This is a genomic window from Pseudoalteromonas sp. MM17-2 (genome assembly GCF_022347945.1).
GTDB lineage: Bacteria > Pseudomonadota > Gammaproteobacteria > Enterobacterales > Alteromonadaceae > Pseudoalteromonas > Pseudoalteromonas ruthenica.
This window is the reverse complement of record NZ_JAKRFV010000002.1, coordinates 240,294-260,821: the sequence shown is the minus strand read 5'-3', so window position 1 is coordinate 260,821 and position 20,528 is coordinate 240,294. Positions and strand designations below refer to the sequence as shown.

18 protein-coding genes and 5 tRNA genes are annotated in these 20,528 nt (G+C 46.8%); 5 read left to right on the top strand and 18 right to left on the bottom strand.

Annotated elements, in window-relative coordinates:
* Window positions 1–2: 2 nt before the first annotated feature.
* The 12 genes from MHM93_RS02850 to MHM93_RS02795 all read right to left on the bottom strand — a co-directional run bounded on the left by MHM93_RS02850 (window position 3) and on the right by MHM93_RS02795 (window position 10,143).
* Window positions 3–179 (bottom strand): hypothetical protein, encoded by a 177-nt coding sequence (locus MHM93_RS02850; protein ID WP_022944385.1) that lies wholly within the window; start codon window positions 177–179, stop codon window positions 3–5.
* Window positions 180–321: 142 nt separating this feature from the next.
* Complete coding sequence (gene ppiD, locus MHM93_RS02845) at window positions 322–2,223, bottom strand: peptidylprolyl isomerase (protein ID WP_239447929.1); 1,902 nt, start codon at window positions 2,221–2,223, stop codon at window positions 322–324.
* Window positions 2,224–2,386: 163 nt separating this feature from the next.
* Window positions 2,387–2,659, bottom strand: a complete 273-nt coding sequence (gene hupB, locus MHM93_RS02840; RefSeq protein WP_022944383.1) for a nucleoid-associated protein HU-beta — start codon at window positions 2,657–2,659, stop codon at window positions 2,387–2,389.
* A 227-nt stretch (window positions 2,660–2,886) separates the two neighbouring features.
* Window positions 2,887–5,247, bottom strand: coding sequence for an endopeptidase La (gene lon, locus MHM93_RS02835; protein WP_138509141.1), 2,361 nt, complete (start codon window positions 5,245–5,247; stop codon window positions 2,887–2,889).
* A 128-nt stretch (window positions 5,248–5,375) separates the two neighbouring features.
* Window positions 5,376–6,659: an ATP-dependent protease ATP-binding subunit ClpX gene (gene clpX / locus MHM93_RS02830; RefSeq protein WP_022944381.1), complete on the bottom strand. Its 1,284-nt coding sequence runs from the start codon at window positions 6,657–6,659 to the stop codon at window positions 5,376–5,378.
* Window positions 6,660–6,774: 115 nt separating this feature from the next.
* The gene (clpP, locus tag MHM93_RS02825) at window positions 6,775–7,392 is read right to left on the bottom strand and encodes an ATP-dependent Clp endopeptidase proteolytic subunit ClpP (RefSeq protein WP_022944380.1); all 618 of its coding nucleotides are present in this window, start codon (window positions 7,390–7,392) and stop codon (window positions 6,775–6,777) included.
* A 104-nt stretch (window positions 7,393–7,496) separates the two neighbouring features.
* The gene (tig, locus tag MHM93_RS02820; RefSeq protein ID WP_022944379.1) at window positions 7,497–8,801 is read right to left on the bottom strand and encodes a trigger factor; all 1,305 of its coding nucleotides are present in this window, start codon (window positions 8,799–8,801) and stop codon (window positions 7,497–7,499) included.
* 852 nt (window positions 8,802–9,653) lie between these two features.
* Window positions 9,654–9,730, bottom strand: a tRNA-Pro gene (locus tag MHM93_RS02815).
* Window positions 9,731–9,758: 28 nt separating this feature from the next.
* Window positions 9,759–9,835 (bottom strand) — tRNA-Pro (locus tag MHM93_RS02810).
* Between the two features lie 20 nt (window positions 9,836–9,855).
* Window positions 9,856–9,931 (bottom strand) — tRNA-His (locus MHM93_RS02805).
* An 8-nt stretch (window positions 9,932–9,939) separates the two neighbouring features.
* Window positions 9,940–10,016: transfer RNA gene (locus MHM93_RS02800), tRNA-Arg, on the bottom strand.
* 50 nt (window positions 10,017–10,066) lie between these two features.
* Window positions 10,067–10,143: transfer RNA gene (locus MHM93_RS02795), tRNA-Pro, on the bottom strand.
* A 357-nt stretch (window positions 10,144–10,500) separates the two neighbouring features.
* On the opposite strand from MHM93_RS02795, the gene folD reads away from it, so the two are divergent.
* On the top strand, window positions 10,501–11,358 hold the full coding sequence (gene folD / locus MHM93_RS02790) for a bifunctional methylenetetrahydrofolate dehydrogenase/methenyltetrahydrofolate cyclohydrolase FolD (RefSeq protein WP_022945640.1): 858 nt from the start codon (window positions 10,501–10,503) through the stop codon (window positions 11,356–11,358).
* A gap of 52 nt (window positions 11,359–11,410) precedes the next feature.
* Here the strand turns inward: folD and MHM93_RS02785 are convergent, their stop codons facing one another.
* Together MHM93_RS02785 and cysS are read right to left on the bottom strand one after the other, a co-directional pair.
* Window positions 11,411–12,322: an EamA family transporter gene (locus MHM93_RS02785; protein ID WP_239447927.1), complete on the bottom strand. Its 912-nt coding sequence runs from the start codon at window positions 12,320–12,322 to the stop codon at window positions 11,411–11,413.
* Between the two features lie 195 nt (window positions 12,323–12,517).
* Window positions 12,518–13,897 (bottom strand): cysteine--tRNA ligase, encoded by a 1,380-nt coding sequence (gene cysS / locus MHM93_RS02780; RefSeq protein ID WP_239447926.1) that lies wholly within the window; start codon window positions 13,895–13,897, stop codon window positions 12,518–12,520.
* A gap of 185 nt (window positions 13,898–14,082) precedes the next feature.
* Between cysS and ppiB the strand changes: the two genes are divergently transcribed.
* The 3 genes from ppiB (at window position 14,083) to MHM93_RS02765 (ending at window position 16,243) form a co-directional block, all read left to right on the top strand.
* Window positions 14,083–14,574: a peptidylprolyl isomerase B gene (gene ppiB, locus MHM93_RS02775; RefSeq protein WP_045978120.1), complete on the top strand. Its 492-nt coding sequence runs from the start codon at window positions 14,083–14,085 to the stop codon at window positions 14,572–14,574.
* 43 nt (window positions 14,575–14,617) lie between these two features.
* Window positions 14,618–15,370: a UDP-2,3-diacylglucosamine diphosphatase gene (gene lpxH, locus MHM93_RS02770; RefSeq protein WP_239447924.1), complete on the top strand. Its 753-nt coding sequence runs from the start codon at window positions 14,618–14,620 to the stop codon at window positions 15,368–15,370.
* Between the two features lie 72 nt (window positions 15,371–15,442).
* A complete protein-coding gene (locus MHM93_RS02765; protein ID WP_239447922.1) occupies window positions 15,443–16,243 on the top strand; it encodes a transporter substrate-binding domain-containing protein in 801 nt (266 codons plus the stop codon).
* Here MHM93_RS02765 and MHM93_RS02760 read toward each other — a convergent pair.
* Window positions 16,216–16,986 (bottom strand): tRNA isopentenyl-2-thiomethyl-A-37 hydroxylase MiaE, encoded by a 771-nt coding sequence (locus MHM93_RS02760; protein WP_045978123.1) that lies wholly within the window; start codon window positions 16,984–16,986, stop codon window positions 16,216–16,218. The genes MHM93_RS02765 and MHM93_RS02760 overlap by 28 nt on opposite strands.
* A 155-nt stretch (window positions 16,987–17,141) precedes the next feature.
* Between MHM93_RS02760 and MHM93_RS02755 the strand changes: the two genes are divergently transcribed.
* Window positions 17,142–17,741, top strand: a complete 600-nt coding sequence (locus tag MHM93_RS02755) for a Yip1 family protein (protein ID WP_022945647.1) — start codon at window positions 17,142–17,144, stop codon at window positions 17,739–17,741.
* Window positions 17,742–17,801: 60 nt separating this feature from the next.
* On the opposite strand, the gene purF is transcribed toward MHM93_RS02755, so the two are convergent.
* Genes purF through MHM93_RS02740 form a run of 3 tightly spaced genes read right to left on the bottom strand, consistent with a single transcriptional unit; the run spans window position 17,802 to window position 20,527 of the window.
* Window positions 17,802–19,331 carry an amidophosphoribosyltransferase gene (gene purF / locus MHM93_RS02750; protein ID WP_022945648.1) on the bottom strand — a complete coding sequence of 510 codons (1,530 nt, stop codon included), beginning with the start codon at window positions 19,329–19,331 and terminating at the stop codon, window positions 17,802–17,804.
* Window positions 19,332–19,348: 17 nt separating this feature from the next.
* Window positions 19,349–19,843 (bottom strand): CvpA family protein, encoded by a 495-nt coding sequence (locus MHM93_RS02745; protein ID WP_022945649.1) that lies wholly within the window; start codon window positions 19,841–19,843, stop codon window positions 19,349–19,351.
* Window positions 19,844–19,903: 60 nt separating this feature from the next.
* Window positions 19,904–20,527, bottom strand: coding sequence for an SPOR domain-containing protein (locus tag MHM93_RS02740; protein WP_053911750.1), 624 nt, complete (start codon window positions 20,525–20,527; stop codon window positions 19,904–19,906).
* Window position 20,528 lies beyond the last annotated feature (1 nt).

Here is a 20,528-nt window from a genome sequence, read left to right as displayed (position 1 = left end):
TATCAGGCGTGTGATTTGCGCTTTTTACTCACCGGGAAAAGGCGCAGCCAAAAAGCCGCTTCAAACATAAAGCCAAGCACCACAAAAGCGAAAAGCCCAGTGCTATTCCCAGCGCTGTATGATGCTATCGCTGCAACAATAAGCACCATAGCAATTAAAAATCGATATACACCTTTCATACTTCCTCACACTCCTTATTGGGGTTAGTTTCACTGTACTACATTGCGAAGTGTAATTCATGTTCCGACGTCAGTTTTATTATTAGGCGCTGCGCAGAGACAAAAAAGGCGCCGAATAGGCGCCTTTTGCATTCATGTTACTTTATTCTGATTGCCCCTGCTGGCGCATGCGAACCACTTCGGCCTGAGCCTCAAGCGCTTCAATAAAGCTTTGATAGTTTTTGTTTGCCATTTGCATGGTGAGGTTTTGCTTCACTTGCGCATTCACTTCAGTTTCACTCGGAGTGTTAACTGACTTCAACGCAACCAGGGCTATGTTGCCATTGTTAAGCTCAACCATATCCACGACAGGCTCATCTTGTGGGTGTGCCAGCTTAAATACCTGCTCTACCAGAGCGGGTGCCACACTGAAGCTACGACGATTAAGGGCGTCCTCGCTTTGCATTTCAACACCTGCTTGCTGAGCAATGGCGTTAAGGCTGGTGCCGCTTTGTAATTGTGCAAACAGCTCTTCACCCTGCTCTTTCGCTTTGGCGGTGGCCTTTTCAGCTATCAGCGTTTGTTTAATTTGTTCGCTCACCTCAGCCAAAGGCTTAGTTGCCGCAGGTTTATGATCAGCGATGCGTACCACAATCACGTGCTCATTACCTAAATCCAGCACTTCTGAGTTAACTCTATCTTCCAGTAAATCTGGTGAGAAGATGGCTGCTTGCACGTTAGCCTCATTCAACGGGGCACTTAGCTGTCCACGGGCTAACCAAGGTGTGGTTTGCACTTGCGCTCCTACCGCAGAAGCAGCGTCTTCTAGCGTATCAGCCACCTCAAATGAAAGCTCTGCCAACTCTGTTTGCTGTTCATAGAATAGGTCAGCTTTTTCAACTTTAGCCAGCTCAGTGCGAATGTCTTCTTTTACCTCAGCAAGAGGCTTGGTTTCACCTGGCTGCAGGTCTGTGAGCTTAATAATGTGATAACCGAACTCAGACTCAACGACTTGTGAAAGTTCGCCCACGTTTTGCAAAGCAAACGCTGCTTTTTCAAAATCAGGATCCAGCATATCACGCTCAATCCAATCTAGGTCACCGCCCATTTCCGCGCTGACGATATCGTCTGACTCTTCACTAGCCAGCTCGGCGAAATCAGCGCCGTTGTTAAGCTGTGTAAGTAGGTCATTGGCTTTTTGTTCAGCACTGTCCTGATCATCACCATATTCAACCAAAATATGAGCAACACGGCGCTTTTCAGGCTCTGAATAGTAGGCTTTGTTTTGCTGATAATAGTCGTTGATTTGCTCGTCTGTGATTGGCTCCGCCAACTCTAAATCATCGGCACTTAGCTCAACATAAGACACTTTCACCTGCTCTGGCGAAAGGAACTGCGCTTGGTTTAGGTCGTAGTATTCTTGAACCTCTTCGTCGCTCACTTCTACTTGGGCTTTGTAGGCGTTGTTATCGAGCACTAAATAATCAATAGCACGTTGTTGCTGTTGCAGACCCACGGCTTGGCTTAACTCATTACTTAGCGTGAAATCTGTGCCAGCAAGTGCCGAAACAAGTTGTGAACGCGTCATTTCTTCACGCAGGTACTCACGGAAGCCATCTGCTTGATAACCCATTTGGCGGATCACTTGCAGATAACGGTCATTACTGAACTGACCACCAAACTGGAAAGCTGGGAGTTCTAGAATCGTTTGTTTAACTTGTTCATCGCTAACGCGAAGCCCCATTTCTGCCGCTAACTGTGTTTGTAGTTCTTGCTGTACTAAGCGGTCAGTAACGGATTGACGCACTTGCGCCATATAGCTTGGATCGTTAGCAAGTTGTGCGAAGTATTCGCCGAACTGCTGCTCTAAGCGGGCACGCTCGTTTTCATAGGCACGAGCAAATTCGCGCTGAGTGATCTTAACTCCATTTACCTCAGCCACGGATTGTTCGGTTGATTGGCCTAAATAGCCACCGATCCCTGCTAAAGCAAAAGATAAAATCACCAGCCCTAGAATAATTTTGGCCGCTAAGCCTTGCGAGCCTTCTCTGATTTTTTCTAGCATTTATTTTATCTCTATTTTATTTAACCGCTAAACAACGAACTCAGACTCTATTGTCCCTCAATTTCGAGGCGGTGGGTATAAAAAAAGCGTATCTTAACAGATACGCTTTTTCACTTGAAGCAATCTAGCACAGTTGCGCTAATTGCAGCTCAAGTTTCGCAAATTAGTTAACTGCGTCTTTAAGCGCTTTACCTGCTTTAAACGAAGGAATGTTTGCAGCAGCAATTTGAATTTCTTCACCAGTTTGCGGGTTACGGCCAGTGCGCGCTGCGCGCTCACGTACAGAAAAAGTACCGAAACCAACTAGGGCAACGGAATCGCCGTCTTTAAGTGCAGTTGATACTGACTCAATGAATGAATCCAACGCACGACCTGCAGCCGCTTTAGAAATGTCAGCATCAGCTGCGATTTGATCGATTAATTGAGACTTATTCACAATATCATCCCCTTACATTGTTATTATCCAGAGCGACTAACCTTGTGCGGTTTTACACAAAACGGCCTCATCACTTTGCTATGTAATTTAGAAAAACAAAGGTCGTTTTTCTAACACCTAGATCTGCTTGAAACCTAGGCCGGACAAGGCCTAGGCTCAAAATCTAGTGCTTAACTTATCACACAGGTGTGATTTGAAAAGCCCTTTGCGGCAATTTTTTGTGATTTTTACTCACTTTTTGCACGATCTGTTGAAAAACGCTCCACAGGCTGCGCCAATGCGTGATCTAACACCTCGTCAATCCACTGAACTGGGTGAATTTCGAGGCCTTCACGGACGTTTTCCGGTATCTCTTTTAGGTCCCGCTCATTCTTCTTGGGAATGACCACTGTTTTAATACCGCCACGGTGTGCCGCTAACAGCTTCTCTTTAAGACCACCGATAGGCAACACTTCACCGCGTAAGGTTATTTCACCGGTCATCGCCACATCCGAGCGCACAGGGTTACCCGTTAAGCTTGATACTAAAGCAGTCACCATGGCGATACCCGCGCTGGGACCGTCTTTTGGTGTAGCGCCTTCAGGCACGTGCACATGAATATCACGCTTTTCGTGGAAATCGTCGTTAATACGCAGTTTTTCAGTGCGATCGCGTACCACGGTCATCGCAGCCTGAATCGACTCTTTCATGACGTCGCCCAAAGAGCCGGTGTAGCTTAATTTACCTTTACCTGGTACCGCAGACGATTCAATAGTTAGCAGGTCTCCGCCCACTTCAGTCCACGCCAGACCAGTGACCTGACCGATGCGGTCATCACCTTCCACTTTACCGTAATCGTAACGTTGCACACCTAGGTATTCTTCTAGGTTTTCATCATTGATGGTAATGTGTTTAAGACCTTTATCGAGCAAAATATTTTTCACCGCTTTACGACATAACTTGGAAATCTCGCGTTCCAAGTTACGAACCCCGGCTTCACGGGTGTAATAACGGATAATGCCAATAATGGCGCTGTCTTCGATGGTCACTTCTTTTTCTTTCAAGCCATTGCGCTTAATTTGCTTAGGGATTAAGTGCTGCTTGGAGATATTGAGTTTCTCGTCTTCGGTGTAGCCGGATAAACGGATCACTTCCATACGGTCCAACAATGGGCCTGGTATGTTGAAGCTGTTAGAAGTGGCAACAAACATCACATCGGATAGGTCATAGTCAACTTCTAGATAGTGATCAGCAAAGGTGCTGTTTTGCTCTGGGTCCAGCACCTCCAGTAAAGCAGATGCAGGATCGCCACGCATATCCGATGACATCTTGTCGATTTCATCCAATAAAAACAGCGGGTTACGAACCCCTACTTTGGTCATATTCTGGATTAACTTACCTGGCATAGAGCCGATGTAAGTACGGCGGTGACCGCGAATTTCGGCTTCATCACGTACGCCGCCCAATGCCATACGCACGTATTTGCGACCCGTTGCTCGAGCAATACTTTGCCCTAGTGACGTTTTGCCCACGCCTGGCGGGCCTACAAGGCATAAAATGGGGCCTTTAAGCTTGTTGGTACGGTGCTGCACCGCCAAATATTCAATGATGCGATCTTTTACTTTTTCGAGACCATAGTGGTCGGCATCAAGAATCTTTTGTGCCCCTGCTAGGTCTTTTTTCACTTTTGATTTTTTCTTCCACGGCACATTAACCATGGTATCTATATAAGAGCGCACCACCGTTGCTTCGGCCGACATCGGCGACATCATTTTCAGTTTTTTCAGCTCCGCCATCGCCTTTTCTTCGGCTTCGGCTGGCATCCCCGACTCTGTTATCTTCTTTTGTAAACCTTCAAACTCGTCAGGCACATCATCCAATTCACCTAACTCTTTTTGAATGGCTTTCATTTGCTCGTTGAGATAGTACTCGCGCTGTGACTTTTCCATTTGCTTTTTAACGCGGGCACGAATTTTTTTCTCTACTTGCAGGAGATCTATTTCGCCCTCCATCATCGCCATAAGGTATTCAAGGCGCTCGGTGACGTCACTGATTTCAAGCACTTTCTGCTTTTCGGGCACCTTGATAGGCATATGCGCAGCCATGGTATCGGCTAAGCGTGCGGGCTCATCAATACCCGACACCGAGGTAAGTACTTCTGGTGGAATTTTTTTGTTGAGCTTAACGTAACCTTCAAATTGGCTTATCGCACTGCGGATGAAAATATCCTGCTCTCGCTCATCAATATCAGTCGAAGGAATATACTCAACTTCGGCTGCGAAGTACTCTTCTTCTTGCGTATAATGGGTAATAGCGGCGCGTTGCGTGCCCTCAACCAGCACCTTGACGGTGCCATCGGGTAGCTTGAGTAGCTGCAGCACACTCGCGACTGTCCCTACGGTATATATTTCATCCGTTTGTGGGTCATCGACAGAAGCGTCTTTTTGTGCCACTAAGAAAATTTGTTTGTCTTTATCCATCGCTGCTTCAAGGCAGCGAATCGACTTTTCCCGACCGACGAACAAAGGGATCACCATGTGGGGATACACCACCACATCCCTTAGCGCCAATACTGGAATGTCTACGCGATCCGTTCTTTCAAGCGTCATGCTAACTCTCTTCGGACTTCTTAAAATTTAAAGATTACCCAAGTATATGGGGATAAAGGGGGGAAAGTTCAAACAAATTTATAAAAAAAGGAGCTTAGTGCTCCTTTTTTAATTAAACTGCTTGTTTTTTACTCTGACGCGGCCTTGTCTTGGCTGCTGTTTTCGTAAATCAAGATAGGGTCTGACTCACCCTTAATCACTGTCTCGTCTATTACCACCTTGCATACTCCTTCCATCGAAGGTAGCTCATACATGGTTTCCAACAATACGCCTTCAACAATCGAGCGTAAGCCACGAGCACCGGTTTTACGTTCCATCGCTTTGTGAGCAATCGCACGTAAAGCATCTTCTCGGAATTCAAGCTCAACATCTTCCATTTGGAATAATGAAGAGAATTGCTTAGTCAATGCGTTTTTAGGTTCGTTCAAAATCTGAATCAGTGCATCTTCGTCCAATTCAGTGAGTGTTGCAACCACAGGCAAACGACCAATGAACTCTGGAATAAGACCGTATTTAACTAGATCTTCTGGCTCCACGTCTTTAAACGTTTCACTGATACTACGCTCACCATCGGCAGACTTAACGTGTGCGCCAAAACCAATACCGGTATTCTTAGCACTGCGTTGCTCGATAACCTTGTCTAATCCGGCGAAAGCACCGCCACAGATAAACAGTATCTTTGAGGTGTCTACCTGTAAGAACTCTTGCTGAGGATGCTTACGACCACCTTGTGGTGGCACCGAGGCAACAGTCCCTTCAATCAGTTTAAGCAGCGCCTGTTGCACCCCCTCCCCTGACACATCACGAGTGATGGATGGATTATCTGATTTACGAGAAATTTTATCAATTTCATCAATGTAAACGATCCCGCGCTGAGCCTTCTCGACGTCGTAATCACACTTTTGCAGTAGTTTCTGAATGATATTCTCGACGTCTTCACCGACGTAACCCGCTTCGGTTAACGTTGTGGCATCCGCCATGGTGAATGGTACATCCAATAGGCGTGCCATCGTCTCTGCGAGTAAGGTTTTACCACTGCCCGTTGGACCAATCAGCAAAATATTACTTTTACCGAGTTCGATACCTTCGGTGGTACCCGCATTGCGAAGACGTTTGTAGTGGTTGTATACCGCTACCGACAATACCTTTTTCGCGTGCTCTTGGCCGATCACATAGTCATCTAGGTGGCTGCGGATCTCTTTTGGAACGGGCAGCTTATCGGACGCGTTGGTTTTTGGCGCGATATCTTTAATTTCTTCCCTGATGATGTCGTTACACAGCTCGACACATTCATCACAAATATAAACAGATGGACCTGCAATTAGCTTGCGTACTTCGTGCTGCGATTTACCACAAAACGAGCAGTACAGCAGCTTGCTAGTCTTTTCGCCGTCTGTTGGTTTATCGGACATTCAGCTACCTCATTCTTTGCGCTACTATTTTTATTCATAGTAGCAAATGTACTTCTTAACAAATATACCAAACTTTACTTATCAATGCGCAGCTGTTTGGCAAATGCGCTCGCGCTTATTTATCGTTACGGCGATCAAAGACCGAATCGATCAGCCCGTACTCAACGGCAGCATCAGCAGTCATGAAGTTATCACGGTCAGTATCACGAGCGATAACATCGAGCGGCTGGCCGGTGTGCTCAGCTAGCAAGCGGTTTAGTTTGTCTTTGATATATAAAATTTCTTTGGCGTGAATCTCAATATCAGACGCCTGGCCTTGGAACCCACCTAGTGGTTGGTGAATCATCACACGTGAGTTAGGCAGACAGTGACGCTTACCTTTGGCACCACCAGATAATAAAAATGCGCCCATGCTTGCGGCTTGACCGACGCACAAGGTACTTACATCTGGCTTGATAAAGTTCATGGTGTCGTAAATAGACATACCAGCGCTTACAGAGCCGCCTGGTGAATTAATATAAAGGTGAATGTCTTTGTCTGGGTTTTCTGATTCAAGGAACAATAGCTGAGCCACAATCAAGTTGGCCATTTGGTCTTCTACTGGGCCAGTCAAGAAAATGATTCGCTCTTTTAGAAGGCGCGAATAAATATCGAAAGAGCGCTCACCTTTAGCAGTTTGCTCAACTACCATTGGCACTAACGCGTTTAGGGGATCTGTCATACCATTATTCATTATTACTTGATTCCTTAGTGACCGACACAAACTAAAATGGCTCGGTGCTTTGTAAACAAAGCATACGAGCCATTTAAACGTTGCTTTTAGCTTAAGTCAACGACTTATTGAGCTGCCTGCGGGTTCATGATGTCGTCAAACGCAGTTTCAACATCAGTTACTTTCGCGTTGGCTAGTAAAGCATCAATTGCTTGCTCTTCCATCGCTACGTTACGCATTTGCTGCATAAGCTGATCATTTGATTTGTAGTATTCAACTACTTCACTTGGGTCTTCGTATGCAGACGCCATCGTGTTGATAAGCTCTTCTACTTTTGCGTCATCGGCTTCGATTTCGTTCGCTTTGATTACTTCACCAAGCAGTAGGCCGGTTTTAACACGCTTAATTGCTTGCTCTTGGAATAATTCAGCAGGAAGCTCAGGCATGTTGTTGGCATCGCCACCAAAACGCTGTGCCGCTTGCTTGCGAAGCGCGTCGATTTCTTGTTCAACAAGTGCTTTTGGAACGTCCACTTCGTTTTGCTCAAGTAGGCCTTCAATTGCTTGCTCTTTAACCTTAGCTTTAACCGCTTGGTCAAGCTCACGGCTCATGTTTTTCTTCACTTCTTCTTTAAGTGCGTCAACACCGCCTTCGGTAATACCGAACAGCTTAGCAAACTCGTCGTTTAGCTCTGGAAGCTCTTGAACTTCAACTTTCTTCACAGTAATGGTGAACTGCGCCGCTTTACCTTTAAGGTTCTCAGCGTGGTACTCTTCAGGGAAAGTTACGTCAGCAACAACTTCTTCACCGGCTTTCTTGCCAACGATGTTGTCTTCAAAACCTGGGATCATACGACCCTGGCCAAGCTCTAGTGGGAAGTCTTCAGCTTTACCACCTTCAAACTCTTCGCCATCAATAGTACCAACGAAGTCGATTGTTACACGGTCATTTTCACCGGCTTTGTCATCAGACTCTTTCCAAGAAGCGTGCTGCTTACGAAGTGTCTCTAGCATGTTTTCTAGATCTTCGTCTTTTACTTCAACAGCTGGCTTTTCTACTGCGATTTTGTCTAAACCTTGAAGTTCAACTTCAGGATAAACTTCGAAAGTCGCTTCGAATTCTAGGTCTTTACCTGTCTCAAGCGTTTTTGGTGCAAATGAAGGTGCACCCGCTGGGTTAATTTTCTCAGAAACGATCGCTTCAATGTAGTTGCGCTGCATTAATTCGCCAGCAACTTCTTGAAGTACAGCAGTGCCGTAACGCTTTTTAATGATAGAAACTGGTACTTTGCCCGGACGGAAACCGTCGATACGTTGAGTTTTAGACAGTTGTTGTAGGCGTTTTTTTACTTCGGTCTCAACGTTCTCTGAAGGAACAGTGATAGTCAGACGGCGCTCAAGGCCTTGAGTCGTCTCAACAGAAACTTGCATGATTTACCTCAATCTTCAAATGTGGCGACTTTGCGCCTTCCTTACATACATGGCGATCAGTTAGTTGCTACACCACATTAAGTGCACATTATGCACCTCGGCGATAGCCAGCGATCCCTATGCTTGCACTGCCCTATGGGCACTTACGTTAAACAATAGACGCGGCATTATAACCTAATATTTATAAGAGTCGAGAGCGAGCACCAATAAATTGGGCGTATGGCGCATTGCTGATTACTTTTACAGCAATAAATTGAGGAGATTTGCTAACAATGAATTCTAAGTAACAGCTACGTTGGACGCGCGTCAAAAAAGTAATTACCGCTTGGCGTTAAAGTATCGCTATTGGGCTGTGTTCAACATGCCACTCTATGAGTCTGTACAAAAAGCTATCTTTAAAAATAAGGGCGGCTAAGAATCTTGGATTAACGGATGTCGGCGAGTAAGAGCGTAGCGATAAACACAGCAATGCTTTTCATATCTAGCGCAAAACGTTGATGACTGATAAGAGAAAGATGGTGCGGTGTATGTTAGAGAGTTTGAGTCTGCGACTGAATAGGCTGTACCCAAACCAAGATGTGTATTTCTGAATGTATTTAGAAGTGCTCGGCGATGCAGGATTTGAACCTGCGACTGCATGAGGTTATACCCAAACCAAGGTGTGTATTTTTGAACTTATTTAGAAGTGCTCGGCGATGCAGAATTTGAACCTGCGACTGCATGTGTTCATACCCAAACCAAGATGTGTATTTCTGAATATATTTAGAAGTGCTCGGCGATGCAGGATTTGAACCTGCGACTGCATGCAGTTATACCCAAACCAAGAGGTGTATTTCTGGATTTATTTAGAAGTGGTCGGCGATGCAGGATTTGAACCTGCGACCCCTTGGACCCAAACCAAGTGCGCTACCAAACTGCGCTAATCGCCGATACTGAGATGTGTTCTAAATATGAAAATGGTCGGCGATGCAGGATTTGAACCTGCGACCCCTTGGACCCAAACCAAGTGCGCTACCAAACTGCGCTAATCGCCGATAAACATATTGTAGAAAAATGGGGCGACTGATGGGACTTGAACCCACGACAACCGGAATCACAATCCAGGGCTCTACCAACTGAGCTACAGCCGCCACTATAATGGCGCACCCGGAAGGATTCGAACCTTCGACCGACGGCTTAGAAGGCCGTTGCTCTATCCGACTGAGCTACGGGCGCGGTGCAACGAATACTTCTTCGTGCGAACCAAGTGACACTTTCTAAGAAAGTGGTCGGCGATGCAGGATTTGAACCTGCGACCCCTTGGACCCAAACCAAGTGCGCTACCAAACTGCGCTAATCGCCGATACTTGATGCATCATTAAGGACTCTTTACTGACCCCTCGCTGACAACGGGGTGCATAATAGTGATTTGCCCTGACAAGGTCAAACATTTTTTTGCCTTGAACTGCGCGTTTGCTCATTTTTAGGACATAGTGCTGTAGTTTTAGCAATTTTGGTTGATTTTTTATCACCTTAGACCATAAAAGCATGCTAAGCATCCCCCTTTACCTTGGCGGCAAGACGCTTTTCTGCGAAAATATCTGCCAGTTGGTGACGGGAGACCCCAAAATGCCCTCACTGATAATAAAAGTATTTCGTTCACATGTGTTGCTCATGCATTAAAGCAAAAAGCACACTAACCCCAAGGTATAGGTTACCCATGACGGCAAACATCATTGATGGTAAAGCAATTGCGAAGCAAGTGCGTTCGCAAGTGGCTACACGTGTTGCTGCTAGGAAAGAGCAAGGTCTTCGTGCTCCTGGTTTAGCGGTGGTACTAGTTGGACAAGATCCAGCTAGCCAAGTTTATGTAGGTTCTAAGCGCAAAGCATGCGACGAAGTCGGCTTTGTTTCCAAATCTTACGATCTCCCAGGTGATACCACCGAAGCGCAATTGTTGGCGCTGGTTGACGAGCTCAATGCCGACAAAGAAGTTGATGGTATTTTAGTACAACTTCCTCTACCTGAAGGTCTGAACGCAGAGAAAGTACTAGAGCGCATCACCCCTCATAAAGATGTCGATGGCTTTCACCCTTATAACATTGGCCGCTTAGCTCAACGTATGCCGGCATTACGCCCATGTACACCAAAGGGGATCATTACCTTACTAGATTCCACTGGGGTCCGTTATAAAGGCATGCATGCCGTGGTCGTTGGCGCGTCGAATATTGTTGGCCGCCCCATGTCATTGGAGCTGCTGCTCGCCGGGTGCACCACCACCGTTTGTCACAAGTTCACCCAGGACCTTGAGCAACACGTTCGTCGTGCCGATTTACTTGTTGTGGCCGTAGGCAAACCTGAGTTTATTCCTGGTGAATGGGTGAAAGACGGCGCTTTAGTGATTGATGTTGGCATCAACCGTCTTGATAATGGCTCTTTGGTTGGCGATATTGCCTATGAGGCTGCGAGTCAACGCGCCAGTTACATCACGCCCGTGCCCGGCGGTGTTGGCCCAATGACGGTGGCGAGCCTAATAGAAAATACCCTTGAGGCCTGTGAGAACTATCACAGCGACTGACAGCCAGAGTCAATATGAAAGAAAAGCCAGCTTAATGCTGGCTTTTTTGTGCTTATTTTCCTTGCCTTGGCTGTGCTGCCACCACCGGTCTGAGCCGCTGTTTTGCTAAGTTAACACCCTGTGGCAGTACCGAGAACATGATCATCAATGCCATCAGGGCATATTGCCAACCTTGGTAATGTTCAGCGAGCAAAATTACCGCTGTCACTATCCCTGCTATTGGATTGGCAATGGTGCCAAAGGTAAATTCCACCACCGTCATACGCCCTAAGAGCCAGACGTACAAGGTGTAAGCGAGTGCTGTATTAGGAACTATAAGCCAAAACAAAGCGATCCATTGCTTTGCCGTCATAGGCTCACTAAGCGGTATATACGCATCGGGGGTAAATATGCTGGCTTGCATTGCGGCGGCTATCAGCAGCGCAGTGCCGCCAATAATTAACTGCCAGGTGAGTACGGTCCACCAATGAATATGCATACTCACGGTTTGCACTAGCGAACTGCCAATGACAATACACAACAACGCTCCGGCTAAAGCGGCAAGCCCTAGGAGGCTCAATTCGACATGCTGAGGGTCAAACAATAACCAAGCGATGGTAACAATGGCCACGGCACAAAGCGATTGCACGGCACTTGGGCGCTGACCTTTAACAACCCAAGTATAAATCATCGCCACCACCGGCACCGAGACCATGCCTACACCGGCAATGGCTGCTGGCAAATTCACCGCCATAACAAAAATAAAAGCAAAAAACAGAGCAATATTGGCCAAAGCGAGCACTGTTAGCCCCCACCATTGTCGACCTTTAGGGAGCGACGGCTTTATCAACCAAAGCAGTATCCCTGCAGGCAAGGCGCGTAAAGCACCGAGAAGAATTGGCGGCCAATCTGGGGTGGCGTACTTAGTGACCGCATAAGTGGTGCCCCATAAAAATGCGGGGATCATTGCCAGTAGAATATTCATCAACGCTCCATAGTTATATTCAGCGCGAACAGGGTAAAACCTCAACTAAGATTGAGGTCAATGGAAAAATCACCACTTAAAGGCAACGTTCAAAAAATAAAGAACTGAGTGTGCATCCAACCATGGTGAGAGAAAAAGAGTGACGTAGAAACGAAAACGCCGCGCCTAAGCGCGGCGTTTAATTAACATAAACGCTTAGGCCTTACGCCATGTTGTTTTACCAGCAGAGTCCTCGAGTACTACTCCCATGGCCGTAAGCGCATCACGTGCGGCGTCTGCCTCAGCCCAATCTTTATCAGCACGAGCCTGATTACGTTTGGCGATCAGCGCCTCAATTTTTTGCGCTTCATCATCGTCTTGCTCACCTTGTAAAAAGGCAGCAGGGTCTTGCTGGGCAATACCTAACACTTCAGCCAGCTTAATTAAGATATAGGCATGCTCACCTGCGGCTTGCTCATCTTGGCCTTTTAGGCGGTTTACTTCCTTCGCCAACTCAAACAGCACAGGCAAGGCTTCAGGGGTATTGAAGTCGTCATTCATGGCTTGCTCAAAACGCGCTACCAACGGATGACCGTCCAGTTCAACAGCAACAGGCTGAACATCACGTAGAGCGGTATATAAGCGCTCCAACGATGAGCGCGCCTGCTCGAGATTCTCTTGCGAGTAGTTCAACTGGCTACGGTAGTGGCCGTTTATAAGGAAATAGCGCACAGTTTCGCGGTCGTAGGCTTTGAGTACTTCGCGTACGGTAAAGAAGTTGCCTAATGACTTAGACATTTTTTCTTTGTTGACCTGAACCATGCCGGTATGGATCCAGGTTTTAACGTAGCGACCATTATTGGCGCAGCATGACTGAGCAATTTCATTCTCATGGTGTGGAAACTGCAAATCAGAGCCACCGCCGTGAATATCAAAATACTCACCTAGGTGTTTTGAGCTCATAGCTGAGCATTCAATATGCCAACCTGGACGCCCCTCACCCCAAGGTGAAGACCAACTAGGCTCACCAGCTTTGGCCTTTTTCCACAACACAAAATCTAAGGGGTCGTCTTTACCTGCTGCGACATCAACGCGCGCGCCCGCTTGTAACATCTCTAAGTCTTGCTGCGACAGCTTGCCGTACTCTTTAAAGGTGGATACATCAAATAAGACATCGCCACTATCGCTAACGTAGGCATGCTCTTTGTCGATAAGCCGCTCAATCATCGCAATGATGTCATCCATGTGCCCGGTAACGGTAGGCTCTATGTCGGCATCAAGAATATTTAAGGCACGAAAGTCTTCGTGCATCGCGGCGGTCATCCGCTCTGTTAAGGCGTTAATAGGCTCATTGTTGTCATTAGCACGGGTAATGATTTTATCATCAACATCGGTGATATTACGCACATAAGTGACATCGTAACCGAGATAGCGTAGGTAACGATTCATCACATCGAAGGAAACATAGGTGCGCGCATGACCAACATGGCAATAGTCATAGATAGTGATGCCACACACATACATGTCTACTTTATTCTCGTTCAGTGGAGTAAAGCGTTCTTTTTGACGTGAAAGTGTGTTGTATATCTGCAACATTGCAATATGATCCTATCGTTATATTAATGGCGCTATCTTACCACTGCCCCGACTATCTCGCCACACGCAAGACCTCTGAAAATAACAAAAATAAAGCCTTTAGGGCAGTGTCATTGCTTGGTGCATTGTCTGATCCGCTACCCTACTATAAAATAGGCCCCTAATTATTAAATCAGAGACTCATCATGGTTGTACTAGATACCAACTTTGGCACGATTAAAATCGCGCTGTTTGCTGACAAAGCCCCTGTAACGGTTGAAAACTTTTTGAACTACGCCAAATCCGGATTTTATGACGGCACTATTTTCCACCGTGTCATCGACGGTTTTATGGTTCAAGGCGGCGGTTTTGCTCCGGGCATGGAACAGAAAAAAGTGCAGTCACCGATCAAAAACGAAGCCAATAACGGGTTGAGCAACAAAAAAGGCACGCTGGCCATGGCTCGCACCCCAGATCCACACTCAGCGACGGCACAATTCTTCATTAATGTGAATGACAATGACTTCCTTAACTTCAGCAGTGAAACTCCACAAGGCTGGGGTTATTGCGTGTTTGCCGAAGTCGTTGAAGGCATGGATGTAGTGGAAAAAATTAAAGACGTTGCAACTGGCAGCGCCGGCTTCCACCAAGACGTTCCCCTGGAAGATGTCATCATCAACAAAGTCATTGTTGAATAACTTATAGGCGCGCCATGCGCGCCACTTTACTATCTGGACGCCTATGTCTCGCACCTTGTTTATTGCCGACCTCCACCTCAGTAGCAACCAGCCAGAGATCACAGGTGCTTTTTTCGACTTCCTTGATAAAGAAATAGATCAGCAAGTAGATGCCTTATACATATTAGGGGATTTCTTCGAGGTTTGGGTGGGCGACGATGCCAGTGACGCATTCAGTGATGATATTGCCGCTCGGCTTAAACAACTCGCAGACCAAGGTATTGCCATTTACTTTACCCATGGCAATCGCGACTTTCTACTTGGTCAACGTTATGCGCAAAAAGCAGGCATGACACTGCTTGCAGAGCAAACGGTGATAGACCTATACGGGACACAGGTGTTGCTATTACATGGCGATGAAATGTGCACACAAGATCTTGAATATCAGCGCTTTCGGCGCAAAAGCCGAGGTTGGTGGTGGCCGCGATTGATGCTCGCGATGCCGCTTTGGTATCGCCGTCGTGTGGCAAAAAAGGCCCGTGCGAAAAGTAAACAAAGCCAACAGCACAAGGCCACCGAAATTCTTGATGTGGAGCGCTCAGCAGTACTTGATACCTTTTCGAAACATCAAGTAAGGATCATGATCCACGGCCACACTCACCGCCCAGCAGTGCATCAATATGATCAAGAGCAAACCCGTATCGTCCTCGGTGATTGGTACGAGCAAAGCTCTTTTCTAGTGGTTGATAAACAGCATATGCGGCTGCACTATGGCGACCATGCTGATACGCTTACACAGTGGCAACACGCTGACTAACTCGCGCTCGCTGAGTTTCAAACTATACTTGCTCTAATGAACGATTGCCTAATGTTGCGATAGGAGCAAAGTATGGTCTTGCGTGCACTTTTAAGCGCACTCGTGTTTATACTCAGTCAGCACACACATGCATTGGAGCGATTAGAGCTTGCCACCGAACCTTTCCCGCCTTATTTTTCCAACACTTTGTATCAACATGGCTGGATGGCCCATTTAGTCAGTGAAGCTTTCCGAAGCCAAAATATAGTTGTGCGTATTCATTTTACACAGTGGTCTCGGGCCTTGCGAGGGACAAAGAAAGGGAAATATTCGGCCGTATTAGGCGCATATAAAACCACGGCGCGGCAGCAAGACTTTGTTTTTAGCGCCGCACTGGCAAAAGCCCATAGTGGATTTTTTCGCCATGCAAAGAGCAATCGTGATTTTACTGGCGACTTAGCATTAGTCGCACAAGACCCGATTGCCGTTGGTCGCGACTATGGTGAAGAGCAACTGCTCATAAACTATGGCGGCATCGACTACGTTGAGTTGCCCAATCTGAGCAAAGCCTTGCAATTACTCAAACGCCGACGAATTAGCTGGGTGCTCGGTCCGCAAGAAGTGGGTGAACATATTATTCGTGAATTAGCACTCTCTGAGCATTTGATGTTTGATTCACCGGCCTTGAGCGAAAACACCTTACATTTAGCCTTCGCCCGTCAGCATCCCCTTAGCCATTATCACCTAAAGGCGTTTCGCAGCGGCATGCAAAGTCTGCTCAAACAAGGTCGGGTGGCGGATATATTGGCACAGCACCCCTTGCCACCACCGCAGCAACAAGCAGTACTAAGTTTACTTAAACAGCACTATCTCGATACTGGCGCACCAGAGTGAAATTTAAAATCTGGGTCTGGAGATGAAATAAGTTCCGCCTCTACTTCACCAAAAAAAGCGATGCGGGCACTGATATCTTCACCTGCTATTTGCTCGCCAAGGCTCAAGTAATCTTGATAATGGCGCGCTTCTGATCGCAATAAGGAGATGTAGAATTCTCCCAGTTGCTTATCAACATGGGGGGCCAACATAGCAAAGCGTTCACATGAGCGTGCTTCGATATAAGCGCCGCAAATCAATTTATCGATCAGCGCCTGCGGCTCGTAGGTGCGCACATGTCGCAACAGCCCCTTGGCGTAGCGGCTGGAGGTGATTTTATCGTATTCAATGCCACAAGCTTGCATAATCTCTAACACTTGATAAAAGTGGTGCAATTCTTCTTTGATGAGTAACACCATTTTATCGATCAGGTCTTGGCCATAAGGGGTGTCTGACTTGGGCATCATCGATTTGTTTAAGCGGTTATAGTCTGCTAGCTCTCGCCAATCCCCCACCTGGCGGTAGGTAAAATCTTCGTATGGTTTGAGCCAAGCCAACAGCGCTTCTGCACTTTGCTCATCCACCGCATAACGACGAATTAAGTACATGGCGCTTTGTGCCGCTTTCAACTCACAAATAAGGTGATCGGTCAAAATTACCGTTAAGTTCTCTGGCTTTTTTGCTTGCTGCAGCCATGCATCCGGTGTCTGACATTGTAAAAATGCGTTGATCGGTTCTAAGAGTTGTTGGTACTTCGCTAACATAGAATTGTAATACTAACCGCTAATACCCACTATTTTACCATACTGATTTTACCATGGGGCTTTCTTGACAAATTCTTTGCTCTGAACGATACCTTAATTAAGGCTGGTGAAAAATAATACAGCCATAACAACCAGTTTATTTAAGGGGCACACCTATGATTTTGAACCATCTTTGGGGCTTATACGCCCACCCAGTGGAAGAGTGGCAAACGATTGATAATCGCCACGAAAGTTTACTTTACAGCTTATCGCATATTCTCCTCATCGCCTGTATTCCCAGTGCAATGGGCTACTACTCTGGCGTACACTTAGGCTGGCACGTCGGCACGGGCGATGCCGTATTTCTTACTCACAACAGCGCCATGCTGATAGCTGTGGCTATGTATGTTGCTCTGATTGTCGGGGTTTTTGCACTTGCATACCTGGCCCACTGGATGGCAAAAACCTTTGGCGCCGAGCCAACCTTTACGCAGACCTTAGAGCTTGCGGCGTATACCTCTACTCCCGTGTTTATGGCCGCATTTGCAGCCTTCTACCCTACTTTATGGTTTATCGTGTCTGTGGGCATTGTCGCGGTTGGCTACTCGGTGTATTTACTCTACACAGGTGTTCCTATCTTGATGCATATTCCCCATGAACGGGGCTTTATCTACGCCAGCTCTGTAGTGACATGTGGTCTGGTGTTACTTGTTATTATACTTGCCGCTACCGCAATTTTGTGGACTAACGGGATTGTCTCGCCGGTCTTCAGTTAGCAGTGTGGGAGCAATAAAAAAGGAGCCTCTGGCTCCTTTTTTATTGCTCTTTAACCACAGTTAGTCATCTTGCGAATCGCTATCTTGGTTGTGTAATTCCAAGCTCGATGACATGGCTTGCTCTCGCACTGATTTGGCGGCATCGTTACGCAACTCATCAATACGATTTAGGTAGTCCTGATTGATGTCGCCAGTGACATAATTGCCATCAAAAACAGAGGTCTCAAAACGACTAATCTCTGGATTTTCCTGAGCCACGGCAGCCACCAAGTCGTCCAACGATTGATAAATCAGGCCATCTGCGCCGATGCTCGCATTGATATCTTCTACTTCACGTCCATGGGCAATTAGCTCTGCCGCTGAAGGCATATCGATACCATAGACGTTAGGGAAGCGCACCTCGGGTGCTGCTGAAGCAAAATAAACGTTCTTAGCGCCGGCCTCTCGGGCCATCTCTACGATTTGCGCAGAGGTGGTGCCACGGACAATAGAGTCGTCAACCAGCAATACATTTTTGCCTTTGAACTCACGATCTATCGCGTTAAGTTTGCGGCGCACTGACTTTTTACGCAGCTCTTGCCCAGGCATGATGAAAGTCCGGCCGATATAGCGGTTTTTAACAAAGCCCTGGCGATAAGGTAAATCCAATACCGAAGCAATTTCTAGGGCGATATCACAGGATGTTTCAGGGATGGGGATCACCACATCAATGTCTTTGTCAGCCCATTCACGGTTAATTTTTTCGCCTAGTTTGGTGCCCATATTAACGCGAGTAGCGTACACCGACATATTGTCGATGGTGGAATCCGGTCGCGCAAAATAAACAAACTCAAACAAACAAGGGTTTTGTACCGACTTATCTGCACACAGTTGCGAATACAGTTGTCCATCCTCAGTTACGTAAATGGCCTCACCTGGGGCCACATCACGAATCACCTCAAAGCCGTCAGTATCCAGTGCCACACTCTCTGAAGAGAACATGTACTCGGTGCCTTTTTCGGTTTCACGTTTTCCGAAAATCAACGGACGAATGCCATGGGGGTCACGAAAAGCAACGATGCCATGACCGATAATCATCGCCATGGTGGCATACCCACCCACTACTTTTGAGTTAACCTCAGAAACCGCAGCGAAGATATCTTCTGGTGCCAAGTGCAGCTTGTCAGATTTGCTGAATTCATGCGCAAGAATATTCAAGAGAATTTCTGAATCAGAGGTCGTGTTAACGTGACGACGCGCTTCGGTAAATAACTGTTCTTTTAGCTGCTCGGCATTAGTCAGGTTGCCGTTATGCGCCATGGCGATGCCAAAAGGCGAGTTAACATAAAAGGGCTGTGCCTCTGCAGAGCTTGACGTGCCTGCGGTAGGGTAACGTACATGGCCAATGCCAATATTTCCCTGCAGACGCTTCATGTGTCTAGTATGGAACACATCCTTAACTAGACCATTGGCTTTACGCAGACTAAAGGTATTATTGTCTATGGTAATAATACCGGCCGCGTCTTGGCCTCGGTGTTGCAAAACAGTCAAGCCGTCATACAGCGCCTGATTGACGGGCGATGTTCCGACTATACCAACGATACCACACATTAAAATTTCCTCGCCGATTAACGGTTAGCTGAATTTAAAAAGCTTGAGTTGTGTTCGAGATAATCAAAAAACCACTCAATCACAAAGCCAAATTCAGGGATTAGTCGAGATGCGCTCCACCAGTCGGTGTTTGGGGCTCCGGTAAAGGCATCCAGGAAGAAGAGTATGGCGCTCACGACTAACACGCCACGTAAAGCACCAAACACGATTCCAAATACGCGATCGGTGCCCGACAACCCAGTGCGCTGCACTAGTTCGCCTAAAATATAGTTTAGCAATCCGCCTAAAAGCAACGTAGAGAAAAATAATATGGCTATCGCTGCTGCATTTCTTAAAAGGGGTTCTGAAATGTTGGTAAGGTAGGAGGCTAAATAGGGGTAAAATAAACTGGAGACAAAAAACGCGGCGGCCCATACGGCTAACGACATTGACTCTTTAACAAAGCCACGCACTAAACCAATTATGGTGGACAGTGCAATAATGCCGGCAATGGCGTAATCAACCCAGATCATAATAACCACTAGTCGTTTATTTGGGGCGCATTCTAACGGAGCGAGGCACTAAATACCAGATCATTTTGTCACTTGGAATTGAGTGATACGCCCTTTTAAGTTAGTGAGCTTTTGCAACTGGGGGAGTTGCTTTTCCAAGGTTGCCTTATCCAATTCAGGCCCCACTAACACTTTCGTCAACTCGCCATTTGGGGTCTTCACCGGGCGGGTAAATACATTAAAACCGGCGTCTTTAAGCTTTTTGCTCAAGGCATCCACGCTTCCTTGGCGAGAGAAGGCCCCCAACTGCACCACATAAGCCATTTCTTTTAACGCACTCTGTTGTGGGCGCGTCAATGGCTCATCTTTGACCAGGGTGTTAACCGTGACCGTATCATTGCTCTCGGTAACCTGCTGCGCACTTTGTTCATCACCCCCGCTTTGAGTTTCACCACGTTGTTGCAACTTATCGTCATCGGCCGCCAGCTCTTCGCTTTTGGCATCAGCAGGCAGTGGTGCGCTATCGGCTTTTTCCGATAACGCTTCTTGCAGGTCAATAGATTTAAACTCAGGGCGCTCTGGGATGGCTTTAAACCCTTCTTTGTAGCGCACTTTATCGCCATCAAGGATATTGGGAATAAAAACGACCGCAGCGACGACGACAATAATGGTTCCCACTAAGCGGTTTATAAACCCTGAGTTCACT